17 protein-coding genes are annotated in these 21,832 nt (G+C 40.9%); 16 read left to right on the plus strand and 1 reads right to left on the minus strand.

Translation table 11 applies throughout. The features are described from left to right. Positions 1 to 49 precede the first annotated feature (49 nt). Both ABVZ64_RS10825 and ilvD read left to right on the plus strand, forming a co-directional pair. Complete coding sequence (locus ABVZ64_RS10825) at positions 50 to 985, plus strand: AEC family transporter (RefSeq protein WP_352401024.1); 936 nt, start codon at positions 50 to 52, stop codon at positions 983 to 985. 206 nt (positions 986 to 1,191) lie between these two features. After that, the gene (gene ilvD, locus ABVZ64_RS10830; protein WP_352401025.1) at positions 1,192 to 2,868 is read left to right on the plus strand and encodes a dihydroxy-acid dehydratase; all 1,677 of its coding nucleotides are present in this window, start codon (positions 1,192 to 1,194) and stop codon (positions 2,866 to 2,868) included. A 290-nt stretch (positions 2,869 to 3,158) separates the two neighbouring features. Here ilvD and ABVZ64_RS10835 read toward each other — a convergent pair whose 3' ends face one another. Beyond that, entirely contained in the window at positions 3,159 to 3,419 is a 261-nt protein-coding gene (locus ABVZ64_RS10835; protein ID WP_352401026.1) for a hypothetical protein, read from the minus strand. A 307-nt stretch (positions 3,420 to 3,726) separates the two neighbouring features. On the opposite strand from ABVZ64_RS10835, the gene ABVZ64_RS10840 reads away from it, so the two are divergent. From ABVZ64_RS10840 to ABVZ64_RS10905, 14 genes are all read left to right on the plus strand, one after another. Beyond that, positions 3,727 to 5,835 (plus strand): glutamine synthetase III family protein, encoded by a 2,109-nt coding sequence (locus tag ABVZ64_RS10840; protein WP_352401027.1) that lies wholly within the window; start codon positions 3,727 to 3,729, stop codon positions 5,833 to 5,835. Positions 5,836 to 6,312: 477 nt separating this feature from the next. Continuing rightward, positions 6,313 to 6,990, plus strand: a complete 678-nt coding sequence (locus tag ABVZ64_RS10845) for a hypothetical protein (protein ID WP_352401028.1) — start codon at positions 6,313 to 6,315, stop codon at positions 6,988 to 6,990. A gap of 28 nt (positions 6,991 to 7,018) precedes the next feature. Further along, entirely contained in the window at positions 7,019 to 7,234 is a 216-nt protein-coding gene (locus ABVZ64_RS10850) for a 4Fe-4S dicluster domain-containing protein (protein WP_352401029.1), read from the plus strand. 17 nt (positions 7,235 to 7,251) lie between these two features. Then, on the plus strand, positions 7,252 to 8,310 hold the full coding sequence (locus ABVZ64_RS10855) for a 3-methyl-2-oxobutanoate dehydrogenase subunit VorB (RefSeq protein ID WP_352401030.1): 1,059 nt from the start codon (positions 7,252 to 7,254) through the stop codon (positions 8,308 to 8,310). Next, a complete protein-coding gene (locus ABVZ64_RS10860; RefSeq protein WP_352401031.1) occupies positions 8,310 to 9,062 on the plus strand; it encodes a thiamine pyrophosphate-dependent enzyme in 753 nt (250 codons plus the stop codon). The genes ABVZ64_RS10855 and ABVZ64_RS10860 overlap by 1 nt, the downstream gene beginning before the upstream one ends. 1 nt (position 9,063) lies before the next feature. Continuing rightward, positions 9,064 to 9,618 carry a 2-oxoacid:ferredoxin oxidoreductase subunit gamma family protein gene (locus ABVZ64_RS10865; RefSeq protein WP_352401032.1) on the plus strand — a complete coding sequence of 185 codons (555 nt, stop codon included), beginning with the start codon at positions 9,064 to 9,066 and terminating at the stop codon, positions 9,616 to 9,618. 406 nt (positions 9,619 to 10,024) lie between these two features. Next, positions 10,025 to 10,585, plus strand: a complete 561-nt coding sequence (locus ABVZ64_RS10870) for a cell division protein ZapA (protein WP_352401033.1) — start codon at positions 10,025 to 10,027, stop codon at positions 10,583 to 10,585. Between the two features lie 180 nt (positions 10,586 to 10,765). Beyond that, a complete protein-coding gene (locus tag ABVZ64_RS10875; RefSeq protein ID WP_352401034.1) occupies positions 10,766 to 13,195 on the plus strand; it encodes a U32 family peptidase in 2,430 nt (809 codons plus the stop codon). A gap of 4 nt (positions 13,196 to 13,199) precedes the next feature. Next, the gene (locus ABVZ64_RS10880) at positions 13,200 to 14,579 is read left to right on the plus strand and encodes an FtsW/RodA/SpoVE family cell cycle protein (RefSeq protein WP_352401035.1); all 1,380 of its coding nucleotides are present in this window, start codon (positions 13,200 to 13,202) and stop codon (positions 14,577 to 14,579) included. Further along, positions 14,572 to 15,978 carry a peptidoglycan D,D-transpeptidase FtsI family protein gene (locus tag ABVZ64_RS10885; RefSeq protein WP_352401036.1) on the plus strand — a complete coding sequence of 469 codons (1,407 nt, stop codon included), beginning with the start codon at positions 14,572 to 14,574 and terminating at the stop codon, positions 15,976 to 15,978. The genes ABVZ64_RS10880 and ABVZ64_RS10885 overlap by 8 nt, the downstream gene beginning before the upstream one ends. Before the next feature lie 832 nt (positions 15,979 to 16,810). Further along, entirely contained in the window at positions 16,811 to 17,590 is a 780-nt protein-coding gene (locus ABVZ64_RS10890) for an acyl-CoA dehydratase activase (protein WP_352401037.1), read from the plus strand. A 15-nt stretch (positions 17,591 to 17,605) separates the two neighbouring features. Beyond that, positions 17,606 to 18,874, plus strand: a complete 1,269-nt coding sequence (lcdA, locus tag ABVZ64_RS10895; protein WP_352401038.1) for a lactoyl-CoA dehydratase subunit alpha — start codon at positions 17,606 to 17,608, stop codon at positions 18,872 to 18,874. Between the two features lie 15 nt (positions 18,875 to 18,889). After that, positions 18,890 to 20,014, plus strand: a complete 1,125-nt coding sequence (locus ABVZ64_RS10900; protein WP_352401039.1) for a 2-hydroxyacyl-CoA dehydratase subunit D — start codon at positions 18,890 to 18,892, stop codon at positions 20,012 to 20,014. 110 nt (positions 20,015 to 20,124) lie between these two features. After that, positions 20,125 to 21,699, plus strand: coding sequence for an acyl CoA:acetate/3-ketoacid CoA transferase (locus ABVZ64_RS10905; protein ID WP_352401040.1), 1,575 nt, complete (start codon positions 20,125 to 20,127; stop codon positions 21,697 to 21,699). The last annotated feature ends 133 nt before the right edge of the window (positions 21,700 to 21,832 follow it).

Genomic DNA, 21,832 nt, shown 5'->3' on the forward strand with positions numbered 1-21,832 from the left:
AGTAGTATAAAATTGAATACAAAATACGTGTTAGGGGAAGGTCGATGGCATGGAGGCTGTATTTACGGTACTAAATAAATTAATGATTATATTTTTTCTAATTTTGATTGGTTATGGCTGCCGAAAGAAGAAAATAGTGGATGATAGCTTTATGGAAGGCATTGCAGGATTTTTAACCCGAATTATTATTCCTTGCTTTGTCATTTCCTCCCTGCAAATCGACTATACCCCTGAGCTGTTTCGGGATGGGGCAACAGTATTCATTGTTTGCGTGATCATGCACATTTGGGGGCTCATTGTTGGCTGGCTGTCGTTTCGGTTTCTAAAGGTACCGCAAAGGGCTAAGGGAATTTGGATTTTTAGTTGCATGTTTGCAAATATCGGTTTTATGGGTGTGCCCGTTATCTCAATGATTTTTGGTGGGAGCAGTGTTTTTTACTGTGCATTCGCCAGCTTTGCTTTTAACATCACAGCCTATACCCTTGGTGTAATGGTGTTAGATAAGTGTACGGAGAATTCTGATAGCAGCAAGGTGAACATGAAGCAACTATTAAAGGCTCCCGTTAATGTGGCAACGGTAGTGGGTATTTTGTTATTTGTCATGAATGTTCGTTTGCCTGAGCCTATGAAGGATACGGTGGATATGGTAGGGGGGATGCTTTCTCCCCTTGCAATGATTTATATCGGTGGTATTTTAGGGAAGTTTGACTTTAAAGAAACAGTTACGGAAAAGTGGGCTTATGCAGTTTCCTTTTTTCGCCTGATTTTTATGCCCCTATCTTCTTATTTTATATTGAAGCCCTTTATTCATGATAAACTAATTCTAGGGGTTATCGTTGTGGGACTGTCCACGCCAATTGGAGCATTTTGTGCTATATTGGCGGCGGAATTTGGTGCTGATGAGGAGCTTGCCAGCAAATATATTTTTGTAACCACATTGCTTTGTATTTTTACAATGCCTGTGTTCTTTATGCTATTTCTATAAAAGAAAGGGCTTTGGGAATTCTTTTTGCAAGCTTGGCAAAAGTGTAGTCCTTCTTAAGGAATTTTCAAGCTACTTTGTTGAGGGATAAAGAGTTACTACATAATAACTGAATGATGAAATTCGCCCCTGTTTTGTTGGTGTTGAAATAGAATATAAGTAGAATGCTTTGGCACAACAAATTGAGTTAAGGGGATTAGGAGGTAAAAATGTTTATTAGAAGCAAGGATATTTTGAGCGGTCCTGAATGGGCAAATGTACGCGCTTTATATAAAAGTAGTGGTTTTACCGATGATGAAATGAAAAAGCCGATTATTGCAGTGGTCAATGCCTATAATTCTGTTTGTCCTGGTCATTTTTTGTTGCAGCAGGTTTCCCAGAGGGTAAAAGAAGGAGTTAGTGCCGCTGGTGGCATGGCAGTGGAGTTTGGCGTGATTGGTGCTTGTGATGGTGTTGCTATGGGTCATAAGGGTATGAAACACATCCTTCCTGGCAGAGAAATTCTTGCCAACGAAATTGAAACAATGATGGAGGCCCATCGTCTGGATGGTATGGTTTTGATTGGCTCTTGCGATAAAATCGTACCTGGTATGCTTATGGGGGCAGTTCGTGTAAACTTGCCCACGGTTTTCATCAATGGAGGCCCCACGTTACCGGGCAGAATGAAAGCAAACAATCCCTATGGTGGTGAATATATAGATCACTCTATTATTCAGCAGTCTGAAGGGGCATTAAAGGCCGGGCTGATTTCTCAGGAGCAGTTTGATTGGATCGAAAACAATGCGGTGCCTACCCCTGGCTCTTGCGCAATGTTGGGGACGGCAAACACCATGTGTTGCTTAGCCGAGGCATTGGGTATGGCTTTGCCTGGTGCAGCGGCGATTCCTGCTGTTTATAGCAAGCGTTTGGCCATGGCATACGATAGTGGTAGGGCGGTAATGGCATTGGTGGAAAAAGACATTAAGCCAAGGAATATTATCACCAAATCCTCCATCATCAACGCAGTGAAGGTTAACTCGGCCATTGGCGGCTCTACCAATGCAGTGTTGCATTTGCTTGCCATTGCATATGAGGCAGAAATTGACTTTAATATTTTTGAGTTTGGTGACGAAGCAAAGAATATTCCTCATTTGGTGCCCATGATTCCAGCGGGACAGTATACTTTATTGGATTTTTATGAGGCTGGGGGCGTTCAGGCAATCATGGCTGAACTTCAATCTGTACTTGATTTAAAGGGAATGACCTGTACCACAAAATCTTTAGAAGAAAATCTGAAAGATGCCAAGAATTATAATTTCGATGTTATAAGGTCTTTAGCAAACCCTGTACATAGGCGGGGCGGTATTGGCATTTTAACAGGAAACATTGCCCCCCATGGATCCGTTACAAAGCCATCGGCAATCCCAGAGGATGCATTATATTTCAAAGGGAAGGCAAAGATTTTTGAAAGTGAGCAGGACGCTTTAAGAGGTGTTCGTCATCATGAGGTTCAGGCAGGGCAGGTGGTAGTAATTCGCAATGAGGGTCCTAAGGGTGGCCCTGGTATGCCTGAGATGTATAAGGCCATGAAGCTTTTGGTAGGCATGGATCTAGGAAGTAGGGTTTGTGTCATTACTGATGGCAGATTTTCTGGTTCCAACAATGGTTGCTTTGTCGGGCATATTTGTCCAGAGGCGGCCGACGATGGAAATATTGCTTACTTGGAAGATGGAGATACCGTTGTTGTAGATGTGAAGAATGGGATCATCTCTGCCGAGGTGGATTTTGAAGCAAGACGTAGCCAAGGCAAACGAAGCAAGGCACCCCAAGCAACGGGGTATTTATATCAGTATTATAAAAATGTTAGGTCTGCATCTGAAGGGGCGATTATTCCTGTAAGAGATTAGAATAGGGTTTATTTGAACAAAATCAAAGGTTTTTTACAAAACCTGTTGTGGCTTTCGTAAAAGCTGGTTCCTTTTCCAAAATAAGAGCCGGCTTTTTTGATTGATTTAAAGGGGGATAAGGTGCCAATGTTTACTTGTATTTAAGTGAATTTTATCTATGTTGATTTGAGGATGTTGGGAGAGCCCTTTTGTATTCGATCATAGAATATTATGAATATGCCTTGGCGTGCCTTGGTAATGGAAATGATCTTTCCGTGGGTCAAAGCTAAGGCAGAAGCCTGGGCTAGAACTTATATTTTTTTCAGCAGCCACTTTTGGCTATCACAATTACAGGTTAATTCGTATATTTTTTCTGTGTTAGAAATCACACTGCTGCAAAGAAAAGAAAGGGTAGAGCTACCGCCAAATTTTGTTTTATCTGTCTGAATGATGCGCCCCACTTTCACAACAAGGGTTTCTCCGTTATCTTCAAAACGAAAGCGTACAGGGGTGACAGAACCATCTTTTGATGTCCAAGAAATCATGTCAATGTTTTTGTTTACCAGCTTCATGCTAGGCTCCTCCTCAATAGAACTTACTCTTACTATATCAGAACTTATGTTCTTTATCAAGAGTAAATTTATACTAAAATACGAATGTGCGTTTTTTAATTTTGCTAATATAAAAAAATGTATATATAAGAACGAAAAGGCATAAAAGATATTTGTATGATATAGAAGAAAAATAATCTAAACAGGGGTAGGATTTCTCCAAAGCACCAGGGGCAAAATCGTTGCAAAACCTTTCTTGCGTCTGTATAATAAAACGTATGGTAAAATTCAGTAGAAGGATGGAAGTTGACCCAGAAAGGACTAGTGTATGTACGAAAAAATTTCTATACCCGAAATTTTCGGCATGAATGTTTTCAATGACGCAATGATGCGGGAACATTTGCCAAAGCATGTGTACAAAGAGTTAAAGAACACCATTGAAAAAGGGGAAATGCTAAATTCCTCTATTGCAGATATTATTGCCAATGCTATGAAAGACTGGGCAGTGGAAAGAGGTGCAACCCACTATACCCACTGGTTTCAGCCCATGACAGGTATCACTGCTGAAAAGCATGATTCCTTTTTAGCACCACCCAGTAATGGTAAGGCAATTATGGAGTTTTCAGGCAAGGAGTTAATTAAGGGAGAGTCTGATGCGTCCTCTTTCCCTTCCGGCGGATTGCGTGCAACTTTTGAGGCAAGAGGCTATACTGCTTGGGATTGTACATCACCTGCATTTTTAAGAGAAGATGCGGCAGGTATCACTTTGTATATTCCTACGGCATTTTGCTCCTATACAGGGGAAGCTCTGGATAAAAAGACACCTTTGTTGCGTTCTGTAGAAGCCATTTCTAAGCAGTCCTTGCGTATTTTACACCTGTTTGGCAACACAACTGCCAAGAAAATTAACGTATATTCTGGGGCAGAGCAGGAGTATTTCCTCATTGACCGTAATTTATATAATCAGAGAAAAGACTTGATTTTTACTGGTAGAACTCTTTTTGGTGCGGCACCTCCAAAAGGCCAGGAGTTAGATGACCATTATTTTGGTAGCATCAAAGAAAGAGTTGCTTGCTTTATGCGTGAATTAAATATAGAGCTATGGAAGCTTGGCGTATCTGCCAAAACGCAGCATAACGAAGTAGCACCTGCCCAGCATGAACTGGCACCAATTTATGACGATTGTAACCGCGCAGCCGACCATAACCAGTTGGTGATGGAAGCCATGAAGCGTATTGCGGGACATCATAATTTAGCTTGCCTGCTTCATGAAAAACCCTTTGCTGGAGTAAATGGTAGTGGCAAGCACAACAACTGGTCTTTAGGGACCGACGATGGCCAGAATCTTTTGGATCCAGGTAAAACTCCCCATGAAAATGCACAGTTCTTGGTATTCCTTACAGCAATTATCAAGGGTGTGGATAAGTATGCTGAGTTATTGCGTTTGGCAGCTGCGAACCCAGGCAACGACCACCGTTTGGGCAAGCAAGAGGCACCACCTGCCATTATTTCAATTTTCCTTGGGGATCAGCTTTTGGATATTTTCGACCAGATTGAGCATGGTGGAGCAACAAGTTGTATTCAAGGTGGAAAAATGCGTGTAGGTGTAAATACACTGCCTTACTTGAAAAGAGATGCAACGGATAGAAACAGAACTTCTCCTTTTGCTTTTACGGGAAATAAGTTTGAGTTCCGTATGCCCCCTTCTTCGGGCTCTATTTCAGGCCCCAACTTTGTATTGAACACCATTGTTGCCGATGTTTTGGAGGAATTTGCGGATGAACTGGAAAAGGCAGATGACTTTAATACGGCTGTGCATGAATTAATTTGCAAAACTTATGCTGCCCATAAGCGTATTATTTTTGATGGTAATGGTTATTCCGATGATTGGGTAAAAGAAGCGGAGAGAAGAGGCCTTAGCAACATCACAAATATGGTGGATTCTATCCCTAGTTTGGTTGATGAAAAATCCGTTGCGCTCTTTGAACGGCACAAGGTATTAAATCGTGTGGAACTGCAATCTCGTTCTGAGATTTTGTACGAAACATATATTAAGCAGATTAACATTGAGGCAAGGGCAATGATTGATATTGCATCTAAGCAGATTCGACCGGCCATTGTAAAGTATGCAGGAGAGGTAGCAAATTCCTTGGCGGCAATGAAAGCGGTGGGCTTTGATGCATCCGTAGAAGAAGAGTTGCTACAAGAAATCAATGAAAATATTAAGGCTTTCCATGAAGCATTAAAACAATTGACAGAGGTGACGCAGGAAGCCCTTAAACTTAAGGGGAGTACTCGCGCGCAGGCAGTTTATTATCGTGATTCTGTTTTTGTAGCTATGGAACAATTGCGTAAACCTGCAGATAGATTAGAATTTTTGGTGGATGAAAAGGCATGGCCATTCCCTACCTATGGAGAATTATTGTACAATGTATAATTTTCTTGTAAGACAACAATAGCAAAAAGTTAAAAAGCCCTGTTTATCTCTCAAATTTTAAAAGAGATAGACAGGGCTTTTTTTGCATAGTAGCAAGTGTTAAAGGAATTGTAATTTTGGCTTACATCTTGTAGGACAAGTATAAATAACTCTAAAAAAATGGTGACATTACAAAGTGAAATATCTAAAATAGACAAATGTTTTGAAGATGAAAATTTTTTTTAAAGTGAAAATGAAGATATACAATGTTTTTTTTTACAAACTTGATAAAAAAATAACTGATAATATTGCAAAAGGAATGTGGATGCGCTATAATGTATACAAATAACAAAGCGTTGTTGTTTATTTATGAATTAAGATAAAAATATCTATGGGTTAATTTTTGTTTAATATAAACAAAAAAATACCCAATTTATACAGATTGCACATTTTTTAATACAAAAATCGGTGCGTATTTGAAAAATAGAGGTGAATGCGTTGATCACTGATGACAAAAGAGTTCGTATTATTACAGGTCACTACGGCAGTGGCAAAACGGAGTTTGCAGTAAATTATACGATGCAGCTCAGTCAGCAAGACCGAAAGGTTGCGATTGCCGATTTGGATATCGTAAATGTTTATTTCCGCTCTAGGGAAAGAAAGCAAGAAATGGAAAAGGCGGGTATTATGGTCATTTCATCCTCCATTGAGGGGGACGGGCTGGATGTACCTGCAGTTTCTGCGGCCATGACAATGCCAGTGCGCGAGCGTAGTTTTGACTATGTCGTGGATTTGGGGGGCAATGACGTTGGGACCATGGTGCTTGGTCGTCTAAAACCAATTTTGGACCCTGCGGAAGTGGATTTTTTTATGGTAGTCAATACATATCGTCCCAGTACGGCTACACCTGAGGGTGTAATTGAGCAGATGGAGAAGCTTGAGTGTTCGTCGGGACTGAAGGTGACTGGCTTCATTAACAACACAAACCTGATTCGGGAGACCAATGCGCAGTGCCTTTTGGATGGGGACGCCGTTTTGCAAGAAGTAACAAAGCGTACGGGCGTTCCTGTAAGGTATGTTTCTTATGTTGAGGAATTGATGACAGAGAAAGTGCCACTTGGGCTTGCCGGGGAGTTGTTCCCTATGAAGTTTTATATGAGGAAAACCTGGATGTAAATTTAAATATTTATGGAGGTGTATTTGAATGGCAAAAGGTAAAGTAACGATCAATGAATTGATCTGTAAGGGCTGCGAACTTTGTGTGTCTGTTTGTCCCAAGCATGTACTGAAGCTTTCTGAGACAAAAATCAATGCGGCGGGCTACAACCCTGCAGAACCAGTGAATGACGACTGTATCGCATGCACTGCTTGTGCGAAGATGTGTCCAGATTGTGCAATCACAGTAGAAAAGCTCGACTAAGAGAGGAGGAAAATTCAATGGCAAAGATTTTAATGAAAGGCAACGAAGCAGTTGGTAAAGCGGCGATTGAGGCAGGTTGCAGATATTTCTTCGGCTATCCTATTACTCCTCAGAGCGAAGTACCAGAATATTTATCAAGTGAATTACCTAAGGTTGGTGGCGTGTTTGTTCAGGCTGAGTCTGAAGTTGCCGCAATCAACATGGTTTATGGTGCAGCAGGTGCAGGTGCACGTGTATTAACAAGTTCTTCTTCCCCTGGTATTGCCTTGAAACAAGAAGGTATCGGCTATATTTCCAATGCAGGTTTGCCTGCTGTTATCATCAACATGATGCGTGGCGGCCCTGGCTTGGGTACAATTCAGCCCGGTCAGGCTGACTATAACATGACAGTAAAAGGTGGCTCCAACGGTGACTATCATGATATCGTTTTGGCTCCTGCATCCGTTCAGGAAGCCGTTGACATGGTAATGGAAGCTTTCGACTTAGCTGACTACTATGGCACACCTGTTATCATTTTAGCTGATGGTTTGATTGGTCAGATGATGGAACCTGTTGAATTCAACTATGTATGTAAAAAAGATTTGCCTCCTAAAACTTGGGCATTAACAGGTAAGGGTGAAGGCGAAAAGCATATGGTAGAAAACTTGGTTATCGAGGCTGCTGAATGTGAAGCTTGGAATAAGAGACATTTCGAAAAATATGCTAAAATCGAAGCAAACGAGCAGGCTTGGGAAGAATACTTAATGGACGATGCAGAATACGCTTTTGTTTCCTACGGTACATCCTCCAGAATTGTTAGAACAGCAATCGGCTATTTAAGAGAAGCTGGTTATAAAGTAGGTATGATTAGACCTAAAACATTATGGCCATTCCCTGTAAATGCTTTTGATAAATGGGATAAGAACATCAAAAAATACCTGGACGTAGAAATGAGTATGGGTCAGATGGTGCAGGATGTTGCTTATGCATGTAACGACAAAAACAAAATCGAATTCTATGGCAGAACAGGTGGTATCGTTCCTGCAGTAGATGAAATCGTTGAATTTGGTAAGAAAGTTATGGGAGGTGACAAATAATGGCAGTTGTATTTCAAAAAACAAAAGCTTTAACTGATGTAAAATTGCATTATTGTCCTGGTTGTGCACACGGTATTGTTCACAGACTTGTAGCAGAAGTTTTGGAAGAAATGGGCGACGACAAAAATGCAATCGCAGCTGTTCCAGTTGGTTGTGCAGTTTTCGCAAATAAATACTTTAACTTTGACGCTATTCAGTGTGCCCACGGTCGTGCTCCCGCCACTGCAACAGGTATCAAAAGAGTACACCCTGACAAATTAGTTCTTACGTATCAGGGTGATGGTGACCTTGCTTCCATCGGTACTGCAGAAATCGTTCATGCCGCTGCAAGAGGTGAAAAAATCACAACAGTTTTCATCAACAATGGTATTTATGGTATGACTGGTGGCCAGATGGCTCCTACAACATTGCCTGGCATGAAAGCGACAACAGCAAAAGCTGGTCGTGATCCTAAAATTAACGGTAATCCTATTCGTGTAAGCGAAATGTTGGCAACTTTAGATGGCCCTGCTTACATCGAAAGAGTAAGTGTTTCCACACCTGCTCAGGTGACTCAGGCAAAAAAAGCAATCAGAAAAGCTTTTGAAATCCAGAAACAGGGCCTTGGCTTCACATTTGTTGAAGTTGTTTCCACTTGCCCTACAAACTGGGGTCTGACACCCGTTAAAGCTATGGAATTTGTAAGAGAAAAAATGATCCCTTACTATCCTCTTGGCGTTTTTAAAGATATCACTGCAGAGGAGGGCAAATAATATGAATACACAGAGAATTTGTTGTGCAGGCTTTGGTGGCCAGGGTACTCTTTCTATGGGTAAAATTTTGGCTTATGCAGGTATGTTGGAAGGTCATGAAGTTTCATGGTGCCCATCCTACGGCCCTGAAATGCGTGGTGGTACAGCGAACTGCCATGTAATCGTATCTGACGAACCTATTGGCTCTCCTGTAATTACCAGTGATGCAAATTGTGTAATTGCGATGAACCAGCCCTCTTTAGATAAATTTATTGACATTCTTGCAAAAGGTGGCGCATTGGTTTTGAATTCTGATTTGGCAGCAGTGAAAGAGCCAAAGGAAGATATTCGTGTATTAAGCGTTCCTGCAAACACAATGGCAACACAGGAATTTGGCAGTGCAAAATTGGCTAACATTATCCTTTTGGGTGCTGTTATTCAGGCAACCGGCTCTGTCAAAGTAGAAAGTATTGATGATGCTTTTAACCATGTATTTGGTGGTGCTAAAGCAAAATTCATCCCCGATAACAAAAAAGCTTTTGAAATGGGCTATGAATTTGCAAAAAACAACAAATAATTTCATTATTTGCTAGAGATTGACGGCCTTTTGGTAGGGCAAACCTTGCCAAGAGGCTTTTTTTATTGTAAAAAAACATTTCTTACCGAGAGCAGATATGGTATAATCATGAAAGCTATATGTTCCCATAAATTAAGTGTTTTTTAATCTTGGTGTAAGCTTTTGTGAAGATAAAAATAAGAGGAAAGAAAATAGCATAAAAACTTACAGATAACAGATAGAGGTGAATTTTTGAAGGAGTTTACCTTCTGAATAGCATTTAGAAGAATGGTTCAATATGATCTGAACCTTCTAACAATAGGTAATTGTCTTTATTAAAGTAGACGTTATTTTTTTTGTAAGTTATATTTGAGTATCGTGTTTTTTCAGTCATATTTTGTAAAGGGCAGAGAGGAGTGCAAGTTCTTTGAAAAATAGAATAAAGATTTCCGTGGATGGAAAGTCCTTTACGTTAGTGGGAGAGGAATCAGAAGTACATATGAAAGCAGTGGCGGCATACATAGACGAGAAAATCCATCAAATTCGAAGAAGTGCTGTAGCAGTAAAAATGGACACAAGCCTAGCGTATGTGTTAACCGCTTTAAATGTAGCGGATGACTATTTTAAAGAAAAAGAAAAAAATGCAGAATTAGAAGGCCGAAATTTGGGCTTAAGCACAAGGCTTGAGCAACTAATTCCCCAGGTGGATCATACAAAGGCAGAGTTAGATGAGGCAAAACAGGAACTGACCCAATTAAGGGCAAAACTTGAGCAGATAGAAAAAGCAACTTCCCAAGGGAAGGATGCTGAGGAAATACCTCAAACGAATTCAAATCAGGGGCTATCCGTAGAGCATAACAAAGGAAACAATCCCATGGAACATAACCAGGAGATGCAACCTCAACATTATCCCATGGGTTTAAAGGGTGGACAGACTGAAAAAGAAATGATTCGGAAAGTCATTCGAGAAAAATATTGTAAAAAATAAAGAAATACCTTTCGTTTTCAAAGAAACGAAAGGTGATTTGCTTTTTTTTGGCAATAATAAAAATAAACAGTGAATGAAAGAATCTATCTTTGTTTATAGTTAGATTTTTAGTGGAAACAATCTCTATTTATACCAAGATATTTTATAAAAAGGATTGTTCAAAGAGAGAGGAGAATGAATATGTCTGCAAGGAATAAGCCTGAATTATTGGCTCCGGCAGGCTCCATGGAGAGTTTGAAGGCGGCGGTTAACAATGGTTGCGACGCCGTATACTTAGGTGGAAAGCTTTTTAGCGCAAGACAGTTTGCGGGAAATTTTTCGTTGGAGGAATTGGAAGAAGCTTGCAATTACTGCCATCTAAGGGGAGTGAAAGTATATGTAACGGTAAATACATTATACAAAGATGAAGAACTGAAGGCGTTTATTGCTTTTATTGGCAAGCTATACAAAATGGGAGTAGATGCCCTTATACTTCAAGATAGTGGTGCGGCCAAGCTAGTGAGGGAAACCTACCCTGATTTTCCTCTACATGCAAGCACACAGATGACAGCAAACTCCTTGGAGGATGTTCGCTATTGGGAAAGCTTAGGCTTTTCTAAGATTGTGTTAAGCAGAGAGCTTTCTTTGGATGAAATCGAAGAAATTACATCCCAAAGCCAATCAGAAATTGAAACCTTTGTTCATGGTGCTTTATGTGTATGCTATTCTGGCCAGTGTATTATGAGCAGTGTGTTGGGGGGAAGAAGTGGTAACCGTGGACGGTGTGCCCAAACTTGCCGCTTACCATATACGCTATACAAAGGGCAGGATAAGCTGCAAGAGGGATATTTGCTTTCCCCCAAAGATATTCAAACAGTAAGTATTTTACCTCAATTAATTGAAGCAGGAATTGCCTCCTTAAAGATTGAGGGTCGAATGAAAAACCCCGAATATGTGGCGGGTGTAACAGGGATTTATCGAAAATATATTGATTTATATTTTGATGACCCTGAGCATTATGAAGTTTCCTTAGAGGATATGAAAACGCTGACACAGCTTTTCAATCGTGGTGGTTTTAGCCAGGGCTACTATACCTCTGCCGGCGGAAAAGATATGATGAGCGTTGAACGTCCCAAAACTTGGGGGTTAAAGATAGGATTTGTAGATAGCTATATTCCTAAATATAACCGTGTTACCATTCGTACCCGTGAGCCATTGGTACCTGGCGATGGTATAGAGATTTGGACTTCCCAGGGCCCTCATGTGGGTACAAGCATTTCCAAGGCTTCTAAGGCTGGGGAAGTAATTTCCCTGACACTAGAAGGTGATATTGAGAAAAATGATGTTGTATATCGTACCTATGGAAAATCCTTAAATGATACCCTTCGGAAAACTTGGGAAAAAGATAATCGCAAAAAATCTATTTGGGGTCTACTAAAAGCCAAAAAAGATCAGCCTTTAGCCCTTCAACTTTGGGATATGGGTGGCAATAGTGTTTATGTTACTGGGGATGCTGTTGAAGGGGCAGAAAACCAACCAACTTCACCGGAAAAAATGAAGCAGCAAATAGAAAAAATGGGAACAACTTCTTTCGTTTTGGAAAGCTTGGATTTAGAGGCGGATGATGATGTTTATGTTAGCATCAGTGCCCTAAATCAGCTTAGAAGAAATGGTGTTGAGGCCTTGGAAGAAGGGATTTTGAAAAAATCAAAACGTCCTGATTTTGGCGATTCTGAAACAAGGGATGAGGAGAAAAAGCCCTATATACTGCATAAAAAACTCCACGCTTTGGTGGCAGATTTTATGCAGCTTGAAGCAATTGTTCGCACCAAAGACTTAAAGGTTATTTACTATGAAGCTTCGGCAGAAATGGAAAGGAACCTGGATACAGCCATAGGGCTTTGTCGTCGTTTTGGGATAAGCCTTTATGCTGCTTTACCTAAAGTGAGCAGACAATGGCGTAAGGATATTGATAATGCCATGATTGAACGTTTGAAAGAAAAAGATATTGATGGGTTCTTGGTGCGTTCAGCTGGGCAATTTGGTATGGTGAAGGATAGTGGGAAGAAAATTACTGTAGATTATACTTTAAATGTAATCAATGGTGAGGGTGTGGCCTTCTGGAAGCAACAAGGAGCAAATGAAGTATGCCTTTCTGTTGAAGCAAACCTAAAAGAAATTAACACCATGGGTGATTCTAGCTGTGAAATGGTTGTTTATGGATATTTGCCACTGATGAAAACGCAGCAGTGCCCCATTGGCAATTATGTAGGAGGCAAAGAGGGACACTTCTATTGTTCTGAAAGAGACAATACAGAGTTATACTTCTTAAGAGATAGAAAAGGATTGAAATTCCCTTTGATGACAGACTGCGAAAGCTGTGTATGTACTATTTTAAACAGCAAACCCCTGTTTACACTGAAATTCTATGATGAAATTTTAGAAAGTGTAACGGGGAGTGTTCGTTTAGATTTTACAAAAGAGGGACCGGGGCGTGCGGCAAGAATTACAAAGGCGTATGCGGAAATGACCCAAGACCCTAAAAAAATTAGTACAGAAACAAGGAACCTTTTGGAGGAAATGAAGGAAAAGGGTAATACGAAAGGGCATTTCTTCCGCGGAGTGGAGTGAGGTTATGTTTGATCTGTTGATAATTTTGAGCAGATACCTATTTATCTTTTATATTGGTTTTTTTTTATGGCAAGGCATTGTTTATATTGCGTACGAACAGGGGGGCTTCTTAGGTAGCCCCTACCGTGCGGTTTCAATTCAACGACGCCTTATTATTTTGATGCACATAACGGCTTTTCTCATTTTAGCCTACAATCGGGATACATTAATATATGATTGGAAAACTGTATTATTTGGAGGGGCAGGCTGTTTATTCTTGTTGGCAGCCATTCATTTTTTAGATCGTTTTTATTATGAAGGATGCCCCCTTATCTGGACGGGAATGCTATTTTTAATGGACTTAAGCTTGATTATGCTTCAAAGGCTCGCACCAGGTTTGGCCTATAAGCAATTGGTGTGGATGGTCATTGGTCTGATTGGTATGCTTATGCTTCCTCTTTTTTTTAGATTGATTCCCCGTTTTGAGGTTTTTGAATGGGCGTATATAATCATTTGTTACGGCTTATTGCTTTGCACAAAAATTTTCGGTGTAGAGAGAAATGGGTCTTTGAACTGGTTGAGCATTGGGGGCTTCACATTCCAGCCATCGGAATTAATTAAGTTTCTGTTTATTTTCTATCTGGCAAGCGTTTTTCGAAAGCGCATAGAATGGAAAGAATTTATAATCACTGGTGTTCTGAGTGCTGGGGTTGTGGCTCTTTTGGTGTTGCAAAAAGATCTGGGTAGTGCATTGCTTTTCTTCATGACCTATATGGTAATGCTGTATATTGCCACTGCTAACGAGTTTTTGTTTTTGCTGGGTATAGGTGCCGCAGGCTTTGCGGCTACCTTAGCCTACAAAATTTTCTCTCATGTTCGGGTGCGCGTTGCCGCTTGGCAAAACCCATGGGCAGATATTGATCGTGGTGGTTACCAAATAGTCAATTCTTTGTTTGCCATCACCACCTGGGGTCTTTTGGGTAGTGGTCTTACAAAAGGTATGCCAAAAAGCATCCCTGTTGTGGAAAGTGACTTTATTTTTGCCGCCATCTGCGAAGAATTTGGGACTCTATTTGGCGCAGGCGTTATTTGTATCTTTATTATGCTATTATACCGAGGGGTAAGAATTGCATTGGATTGTAGACGAAGATATTATAGTATATTAGCTATTGGCGTTACAACGATGATGTGTTTCCAGGCTTTTGTCATCATAGGTGGTGTTATTAAGCTCATTCCCTTAACGGGAGTAACCCTTCCTTTTGTTAGTTATGGTGGCACGTCTGTTTTGGTTAGTTTGATGATGATGGGGCTTTTGCAATGGGTTTGCGTTTATTGCGAACAGCATGGGATAGATGAAGAAGCACCTCCAATCATGGGAATGGAGGGCGGTCAAGACTATGAATAATATGAAACGAAGCATAAGACGAGTTTTTTGGCTTTTGGCGCTCTGTTTTTTCTTATTACTTGGCTATTTGGGCAAACTGGTATTGGTGGATAGACAAGGAATTTCCAGTAATGCCTATAACTCTCGCTTGCGCTATGTAGATAACACAATTCGCCGAGGCGACATTATGGATTTGGATGGTGAAGTCCTGGCCACCAGCGAGTTGCAAAGTGATGGAACTTATATTAGAAAATATCCTCGTGGGCGTATGGCAGCTCATATCACTGGGTATAGCAGTGTTGGCAAAACCGGCGTAGAAGCCGCCGAAAATTTTGAAATGATGGCGTTGCATAATGAATTTTTCCAGCGAGTTATAGGGATTGCAACTGGAAAGGAATTGATGGGAAACAGTGTTGTAGTAACAGTTGATATGGATATACAAAGTACAGCGGGTAACTTGTTGGGCAACGCAAAAGGTGCCATTGTGGTAATGGAGCCCTCAACAGGCAGAATTCTTGCATTACAGGCCTACCCCGATTTTGATCCGAATAAAGTTGCAGCCAATTGGGACTCGCTAAAAGATGATGAGGATAGCCCTTTGGTGAACCGAGGGACTCAGGGTGTATACCCACCTGGTTCTACTTTTAAGTTAGTAACGGCACTTTCCATTATGGAGAATGTAAAGGATTGGCAAACAAGAACGTATGAATGCAAAGGTGAAGCTTCTTTTGAAAATAAGGTGATTCACTGCTACAAGAATAAGGTTCATGGAACGGTAGATATGAAACAAGCGCTGACGGTTTCCTGCAATTGCTATTTTGCACAAATGGCAACAGAAATTGGCCGTGGGAAGCTACGCGAGGTGATGGCACGGGTTGGAATGGAAACACCGGCTAAGTTTGAGTTGGCTTATAGTCAAAGTAAAATTGGGCTGGAGTCGGAGGCAAGCCAGAGCGAGCTGGTTGAGACAGCCATTGGCCAGGGTAGAACGGCGGTAACGCCCTTATACATGGCAATGCTAGCATCCGCTATAGCCAATGAGGGGATTATGATGCAACCTTATATTATAGACCACATTCAGTATAACAATGGAAAAGCTGGTAAGCAGACGGTGCCAAAGAAGCTTACAGAAATCTGTACAACTGAAGAAGCTGCACTTCTGCGAGATATGATGGTTTCTGTTGTGGATAACGGAACAGGTACAGCTGCAGCAATCAATGGAGTTAAAGTAGCGGGAAAAACTGGTACCGCTGAGAATGCAACGGGCAATGATCATTCGTGGTTTGTAGGCTTTGCGCCAGCGGAGGATCCAAAGGTTGCGGTTGCTGTTGTCGTTGAAAATTCCAATGCTTATGGCAGTGCAACGCCAATCGCCGGGAAAGTAATCCGAGAGGCACTCAACCAATTCGAAGCCCAATAATGGTTTCATTTTAAAAGTTTCTACCAGAAACAGGTGGGTTAAAGTTTGATTTTTATGTAGACTTTTCCTACATGGATAGTCCATGAAATAACATTTTGTATTAACAGAGAAACAAAAGCCCTTTCCTGGGGGCGTTTCTCAGACAAAGCGGTCTCTCGGGAAGAAAGACCGCTAAATTTATGTATAATTTCATGTAAAACCGTGAAATATGAACACATGATATGCACACTTAACATGGCTTTTTTGCGTAATTTTTAACAAAAAAGTGGGAGAGATCAAAACCTACACGAAACTATGGGAGGGTTTATCCTGCTTTTAGCCTATATGCAAAATGGGGTGGGAGACAATTATTTTTAAGCAAAATTTCCTGTAAGAAAGACGAATTGCTATAATTCAAAAAATTTTTAGCTAGAAATAAGTTTTTTTAAACAAAAAATTAGGTTTTACTGCCGAGTTTTTTATAAAAATGAAGATTGATATTTATTTCAATTTTTTTTTGCAGTGAAAATACTCAAAAAAATTCAAATCATAATAAATTTTTAACAATATAGGTTGCAATAAAAATACAAAGGTGTTATAATCAAAACAGTAACAGGAAGATTCATGCAATACCTTCTATGTTACCTTTGATAAATGAAAAAGTGGCTTATATTCCTAAACTAACGTCGAATATAGGTTTTTTCTATTGTCATTGTACTTACCCTCTTATAATTAAGGTAAGTTCTCCAAGTTTTAAGGCGTAAACACGGGGTGCCTATAAACTTAAAAAATTGATATCCAACGAGTTTTTTCGCGTGGTTAATACAGAAGGTAATTTGGAGGAGGACAAAAGATGTATACAATGGGCATTGATGTCGGCTCCGCTTCTTCAAAAGTTGTTATTTTGAAGGACGGAAAAGATATTGTAGCTGCAGAGGTAGTTCAGGTGGGAACAGGCTCTACGGGTCCTCAAAGGGCTCTGGAACAGGCCTATAAGGCAAGCGGACTCACTAGAGAAGATATCTCTTATGTAGTTGCAACAGGTTATGGTAGATTTGCATTTACTGATGCTGACAAACAAATCAGCGAAATCAGCTGCCATGCAAAAGGTATTTATTATTTGGTACCCACTGCACGCACCATCATTGATATCGGTGGACAGGATGCAAAAGCAATCCGTCTGGATGACAAGGGTGGTATCAAGCAGTTTTTTATGAATGATAAATGTGCGGCAGGTACAGGGCGTTTCCTTGAAGTAATGTCAAGAGTATTGGAAACGACTCTGGATGAAATGGCCGAGTTGGATGCACAGGCTACGGATACTGCACCTATTAGCAGTACTTGTACAGTATTCGCTGAATCTGAGGTAATCTCTCAGTTATCCAACGGCGAAAGTAGAAATAACATCATTAAAGGTGTTCACCTTTCAGTTGCCAGCAGAGCTTGCGGCTTGGCTTATAGAGGCGGCGTCGAAAAAGACGTTGTCATGACAGGCGGCGTAGCACAAAACGCAGGTGTAGTTAGAGCGGTAGCTGGTGTATTGAAAACAGATGTAATTGTGGCACCAAATCCACAAACGACAGGCGCGCTGGGTGCGGCATTGTTCGCATATGAAGCGGCACAAAAAAAATAAGAAAGAGGGATTAGAATGAGTTTAACACAAGGCATGAAAGCAAAACAGTTGTTAGCCTACTACCAGAGCAAGGCTGATCAGGATGCAAGAGAAGCAAAAGCAAGAGGCGATCTTGTTTGTTGGTCCGCTTCCGTAGCTCCCCCTGAATTCTGCGTAACAATGGGCATTGCAATGATTTATCCTGAAACCCACTCCGCAGGTATTGGTGCTAGAAAAGGCGCTATGGATATGTTAGAAGTTGCAGACAGAAAAGGCTATAACATTGACTGCTGCTCTTACGGCAGAGTAAACATGGGTTACATGGAATGCCTGAAAGAAGCAGCAATCACAGGTGTAAAACCTGAGGTTTTGGTTAACTCCCCTGCAGCAGACGTTCCTCTGCCTGACTTAGTTATCACATGTAATAACATTTGTAATACATTGTTGAAATGGTATGAAAACCTTGCAGCGGAACTGGACATCCCTTGCATCGTTATCGACGTTCCTTTCAACCACACAATGCCTATTCCTGAATATGCAAAGGCTTACATTGCAGACCAGTTCAGAAATGCTATTTCTCAGTTGGAAGTAATCTGTGGTAGACCTTTCGATTGGAAGAAGTTTAAAGAAGTAAGAGATCAGACTCAGCGTTCCGTATACCATTGGAACAGAATCGCTGCTATGGCTCAGTACAAACCATCTCCTTTGAATGGTTTCGACCTGTTCAACTACATGGCTCTGATCGTTGCTTGCCGTTCCTTAGATTATGCAGAAATCACATTCAAAGCATTTGCTGATGAATTGGAAGAAAACCTCAAGGCTGGTATCTACGCATTCAAGGGCGCAGAAAAAACACGTTTCCAGTGGGAAGGTATTGCTGTATGGCCTCACTTAGGTCACACTTTCAAAGCAATGAAGGGTCTTGGCTCTATCATGACAGGTACAGCTTATCCTGCACTTTGGGATTTGCACTATGATGCAAACGACGAATCTTTGCACTCCATGGCAGAAGCTTACACAAGAATCTACATCAATACATGCTTGGATAACAAGGTTGAAGTATTGTTAAACATCATGGAAAAAGGTAAAGTAGACGGTACAGTTTACCACCTGAACAGAAGTTGCAAGCTTATGAGTTTCTTGAACGTAGAAACAGCTGAAATCATCAAAGAAAAGAACGGCTTGCCTTACGTAAGTTTCGACGGCGATCAGACAGATCCTCGCGTATTCTCTCCCGCTCAGTTCGATACACGTGTTCAGGCTCTGGTTGAAATGATGGAAGCCAACATGGCAGCAGCAGAATAAGAGGAGGAGAAAACGATGAGTAAAGTAGAAGCTATTTTATCCCAATTAAAAGACATTGCAGCAAATCCTAAAAAAGCAATGGATGATTATAAAGCTGAAACAGGTAAAGGCGCAGTAGGTATTATGCCTATTTATGCTCCCGAAGAATTGATTCATGCAACAGGTTATTTGCCTATGGGCATCTGGGGCGCACAGGGTAAAACAATCTCTAAAGCTCGTACATACCTTCCTGCATTTGCTTGTTCTATTATGCAGCAGGTTATGGAGTTACAGTGCGAAGGCGCTTACGACGATCTTTCTGCAGTATTGTTCTCCGTACCTTGTGACACATTGAAGTGCTTAAGCCAGAAATGGAAAGGCACATCTCCAGTAATCGTGTTTACACACCCTCAGAACAGAGGCTTGGAAGCTGCTAACCAGTTCTTAGTAACAGAATACGAATTGGTTAAAAAACAGTTGGAAGCTATCTTAGATGTTCAGATTACAAACGTTGCTTTGGAAAACTCCATTGCAATTTACAATGAAAATAGAGCAGTTATGCGTGAATTCGTAAAAGTTGCAGCTGATTACCCTCAGGTAATTGATGCTGTAAGCCGTCACGCAGTGTTTAAAGCAAGACAGTTCATGTTGAAAGAAAAACACACAGAACTTGTAAAAGAACTCATCGCTGAAGTTAAGGCTATGCCTGTTCAGCCTTGGGATGGCAAGAAAGTTGTTGTTACAGGTATCTTACTTGAGCCCAACGAATTGCTTGACATCTTCAATGAATTCAAAATTGCTATCGTTGATGACGACTTGGCTCAGGAATCCAGACAGATCCGTGTTGACGTGGTAAATGGCGAAGATGGCCCTCTTTATAGAATGGCAAGAGCTTGGCAGCAGATGTACGGTTGCTCCGTTGCAACTGATACAAAGAAAGGCCGCGGCAAGATGCTGATTAACAAAACAATTCAGACAGGTGCAGATGCTATCATCGTTGCAATGATGAAATTCTGTGATCCTGAAGAATGGGATTACCCTGTAATGTACAGAGAATTTGAAGAAAAGGGCATCAAGAACCTTTTGATTGAAGTTGACCAGGAAGTTTCTTCTTTCGAACAGGTTAAGACAAGATTGCAGTCCTTCGTAGAAATGCTGTAATTTAATTAAACATTGATACGATAACTCTACACTGGGGTGGGTGACTACCCCAGTGTATTGTAATAAGCAAAAGCAAAAGAATGGACTAAGATTTAGGAGGATTTTCGACGATGAGAAAAGTTCCCATTATTACCGCTGATGAAGCTGCAAAGCTGATTAAGAATGGTGATACCGTCACAACAAGTGGTTTCGTAGCAAGTGCAATTCCTGAAGCTCTTGATAAAGCAGTAGAAAAAAGATTCCTTGAAACAGGCGAACCCAACAACATTACATATGTTTATTGTGGTTCTCAGGGTAACAAAGACGGTCGTGGTGCTGAACATTTTGCACACGAAGGTCTGTTAAAAAGATTTATTGCAGGTCATTGGGCAACAGTTCCTGCTATGGCGAAAATGGCTTTGGAAAACAAAATGGAAGCTTACAACGTATCTCAGGGTGCATTGTGCCATTTGTTTAGAGACATTGCAGGTCACAAACCTGGTTGCTTTACAAAAGTAGGTTTGGGTACTTTCATTGACCCCAGAAATGGTGGCGGTAAGGTAAATGACATCACTACTGAAGATATTGTTGAATTGGTGAATATTAAAGGTCAGGACTACTTGTTCTACCCTGCATTCCCTATTGACATCGCTTTGATCAGAGGCACATATGCCGATGAATCCGGTAATATCACATTTGAAAAAGAAGTAGCTCCTTTGGAAGGCACTTCCGTGTGCCAGGCTGTTAAAAACAGTGGAGGTATCGTTGTTGTTCAGGTAGAAAGAGTAGTAAAAGCTGGTACATTAGACCCTAGACTTGTTAAAGTTCCTGGCATCTATGTTGACTATGTTGTTGTTGCTGATCCTGCTGATCATCAGCAGACATTGGATTGTGACTATGATCCTACATTGTCTGGTGAAAAACGTGCTCCTGACACATTGCCTGAACCTTTGCCTTTGAGTGCAAAGAAAATCATCGGCCGTCGTGGTGCTGTTGAATTGGAAAAAGACGTTGCTGTTAACTTGGGCGTAGGTGCACCTGAATATGTTGCATCTGTTGCTTGTGAAGAAGGCATTGGCGATTTCATGACTTTAACAGTAGAAGGTGGTCCTGTTGGTGGAGTACCTCAGGGTGGTATCAGATTTGGTTCTGCGCAGAATCCTGATGCAGTTATCGATCAAGGATATCAGTTTGACTTCTACGATGGTGGCGGTTTGGATCTTTGCTACCTTGGTCTTGCTGAATGTGATGAAAAAGGTAACATCAACGTTTCTAGATTTGGCCCTCGTATCGCTGGTTGTGGCGGCTTTATCAACATTACTCAGAACACACCTAAGGTGTTCTTCTGTGGTACTTTCACAGCTGGTGGCTTGAAGGTTAAAGTGGAAGATGGTAAAGTAAACATCATCCAGGAAGGTAAACAGAAAAAGTTTATCAAGGCTGTTGAACAAATTACTTTTAACGGTGACGTTTCCCTTGCTAATAAGCAGCAGGTAATGTACCTTACAGAAAGATGTGTATTCGTTCTCAAAGAAGACGGTATGCACTTAACTGAGATTGCACCTGGTATCGACCTTCAGACACAGATTCTTGATATGATGGAATTCGAACCTATCATTGATAGAGATGCCAATGGCGAAATCAAGTTGATGGATGCTGCATTGTTCGGCGAAGGGTTGATGGGTCTGAAAGAAATGAAGGCTTGATTCTTCTGTTTGTTGGATTGTAATTATGCTTTAAAACCCCCTGTTTTTCGAAAGAATACAGGGGGTTTTTTGCATCAATTAATTGACATCCTGGTTTATAGTAAAAGAAGTTTTTTTATGTTATACTGATTTT

Origin of the sequence: Anaerotignum sp. (genome assembly GCF_040307045.1) — a bacterium.
GTDB lineage: Bacteria > Bacillota > Clostridia > Lachnospirales > Anaerotignaceae > Chakrabartyella.

Coding starts and splice junctions, on each gene's coding strand:
- ABVZ64_RS10825 (WP_352401024.1), top strand. CDS start 50: ATGGAGGCTGTATTTACGGTACTAAATAAATTAATGATTATATTTTTT.
- ilvD (WP_352401025.1), top strand. CDS start 1,192: ATGTTTATTAGAAGCAAGGATATTTTGAGCGGTCCTGAATGGGCAAAT.
- ABVZ64_RS10835 (WP_352401026.1), bottom strand. CDS start 3,419: ATGAAGCTGGTAAACAAAAACATTGACATGATTTCTTGGACATCAAAA.
- ABVZ64_RS10840 (WP_352401027.1), top strand. CDS start 3,727: ATGTACGAAAAAATTTCTATACCCGAAATTTTCGGCATGAATGTTTTC.
- ABVZ64_RS10850 (WP_352401029.1), top strand. CDS start 7,019: ATGGCAAAAGGTAAAGTAACGATCAATGAATTGATCTGTAAGGGCTGC.
- ABVZ64_RS10855 (WP_352401030.1), top strand. CDS start 7,252: ATGGCAAAGATTTTAATGAAAGGCAACGAAGCAGTTGGTAAAGCGGCG.
- ABVZ64_RS10860 (WP_352401031.1), top strand. CDS start 8,310: ATGGCAGTTGTATTTCAAAAAACAAAAGCTTTAACTGATGTAAAATTG.
- ABVZ64_RS10865 (WP_352401032.1), top strand. CDS start 9,064: ATGAATACACAGAGAATTTGTTGTGCAGGCTTTGGTGGCCAGGGTACT.
- ABVZ64_RS10875 (WP_352401034.1), top strand. CDS start 10,766: ATGTCTGCAAGGAATAAGCCTGAATTATTGGCTCCGGCAGGCTCCATG.
- ABVZ64_RS10880 (WP_352401035.1), top strand. CDS start 13,200: ATGTTTGATCTGTTGATAATTTTGAGCAGATACCTATTTATCTTTTAT.
- ABVZ64_RS10885 (WP_352401036.1), top strand. CDS start 14,572: ATGAATAATATGAAACGAAGCATAAGACGAGTTTTTTGGCTTTTGGCG.
- ABVZ64_RS10890 (WP_352401037.1), top strand. CDS start 16,811: ATGTATACAATGGGCATTGATGTCGGCTCCGCTTCTTCAAAAGTTGTT.
- lcdA (WP_352401038.1), top strand. CDS start 17,606: ATGAGTTTAACACAAGGCATGAAAGCAAAACAGTTGTTAGCCTACTAC.
- ABVZ64_RS10900 (WP_352401039.1), top strand. CDS start 18,890: ATGAGTAAAGTAGAAGCTATTTTATCCCAATTAAAAGACATTGCAGCA.
- ABVZ64_RS10905 (WP_352401040.1), top strand. CDS start 20,125: ATGAGAAAAGTTCCCATTATTACCGCTGATGAAGCTGCAAAGCTGATT.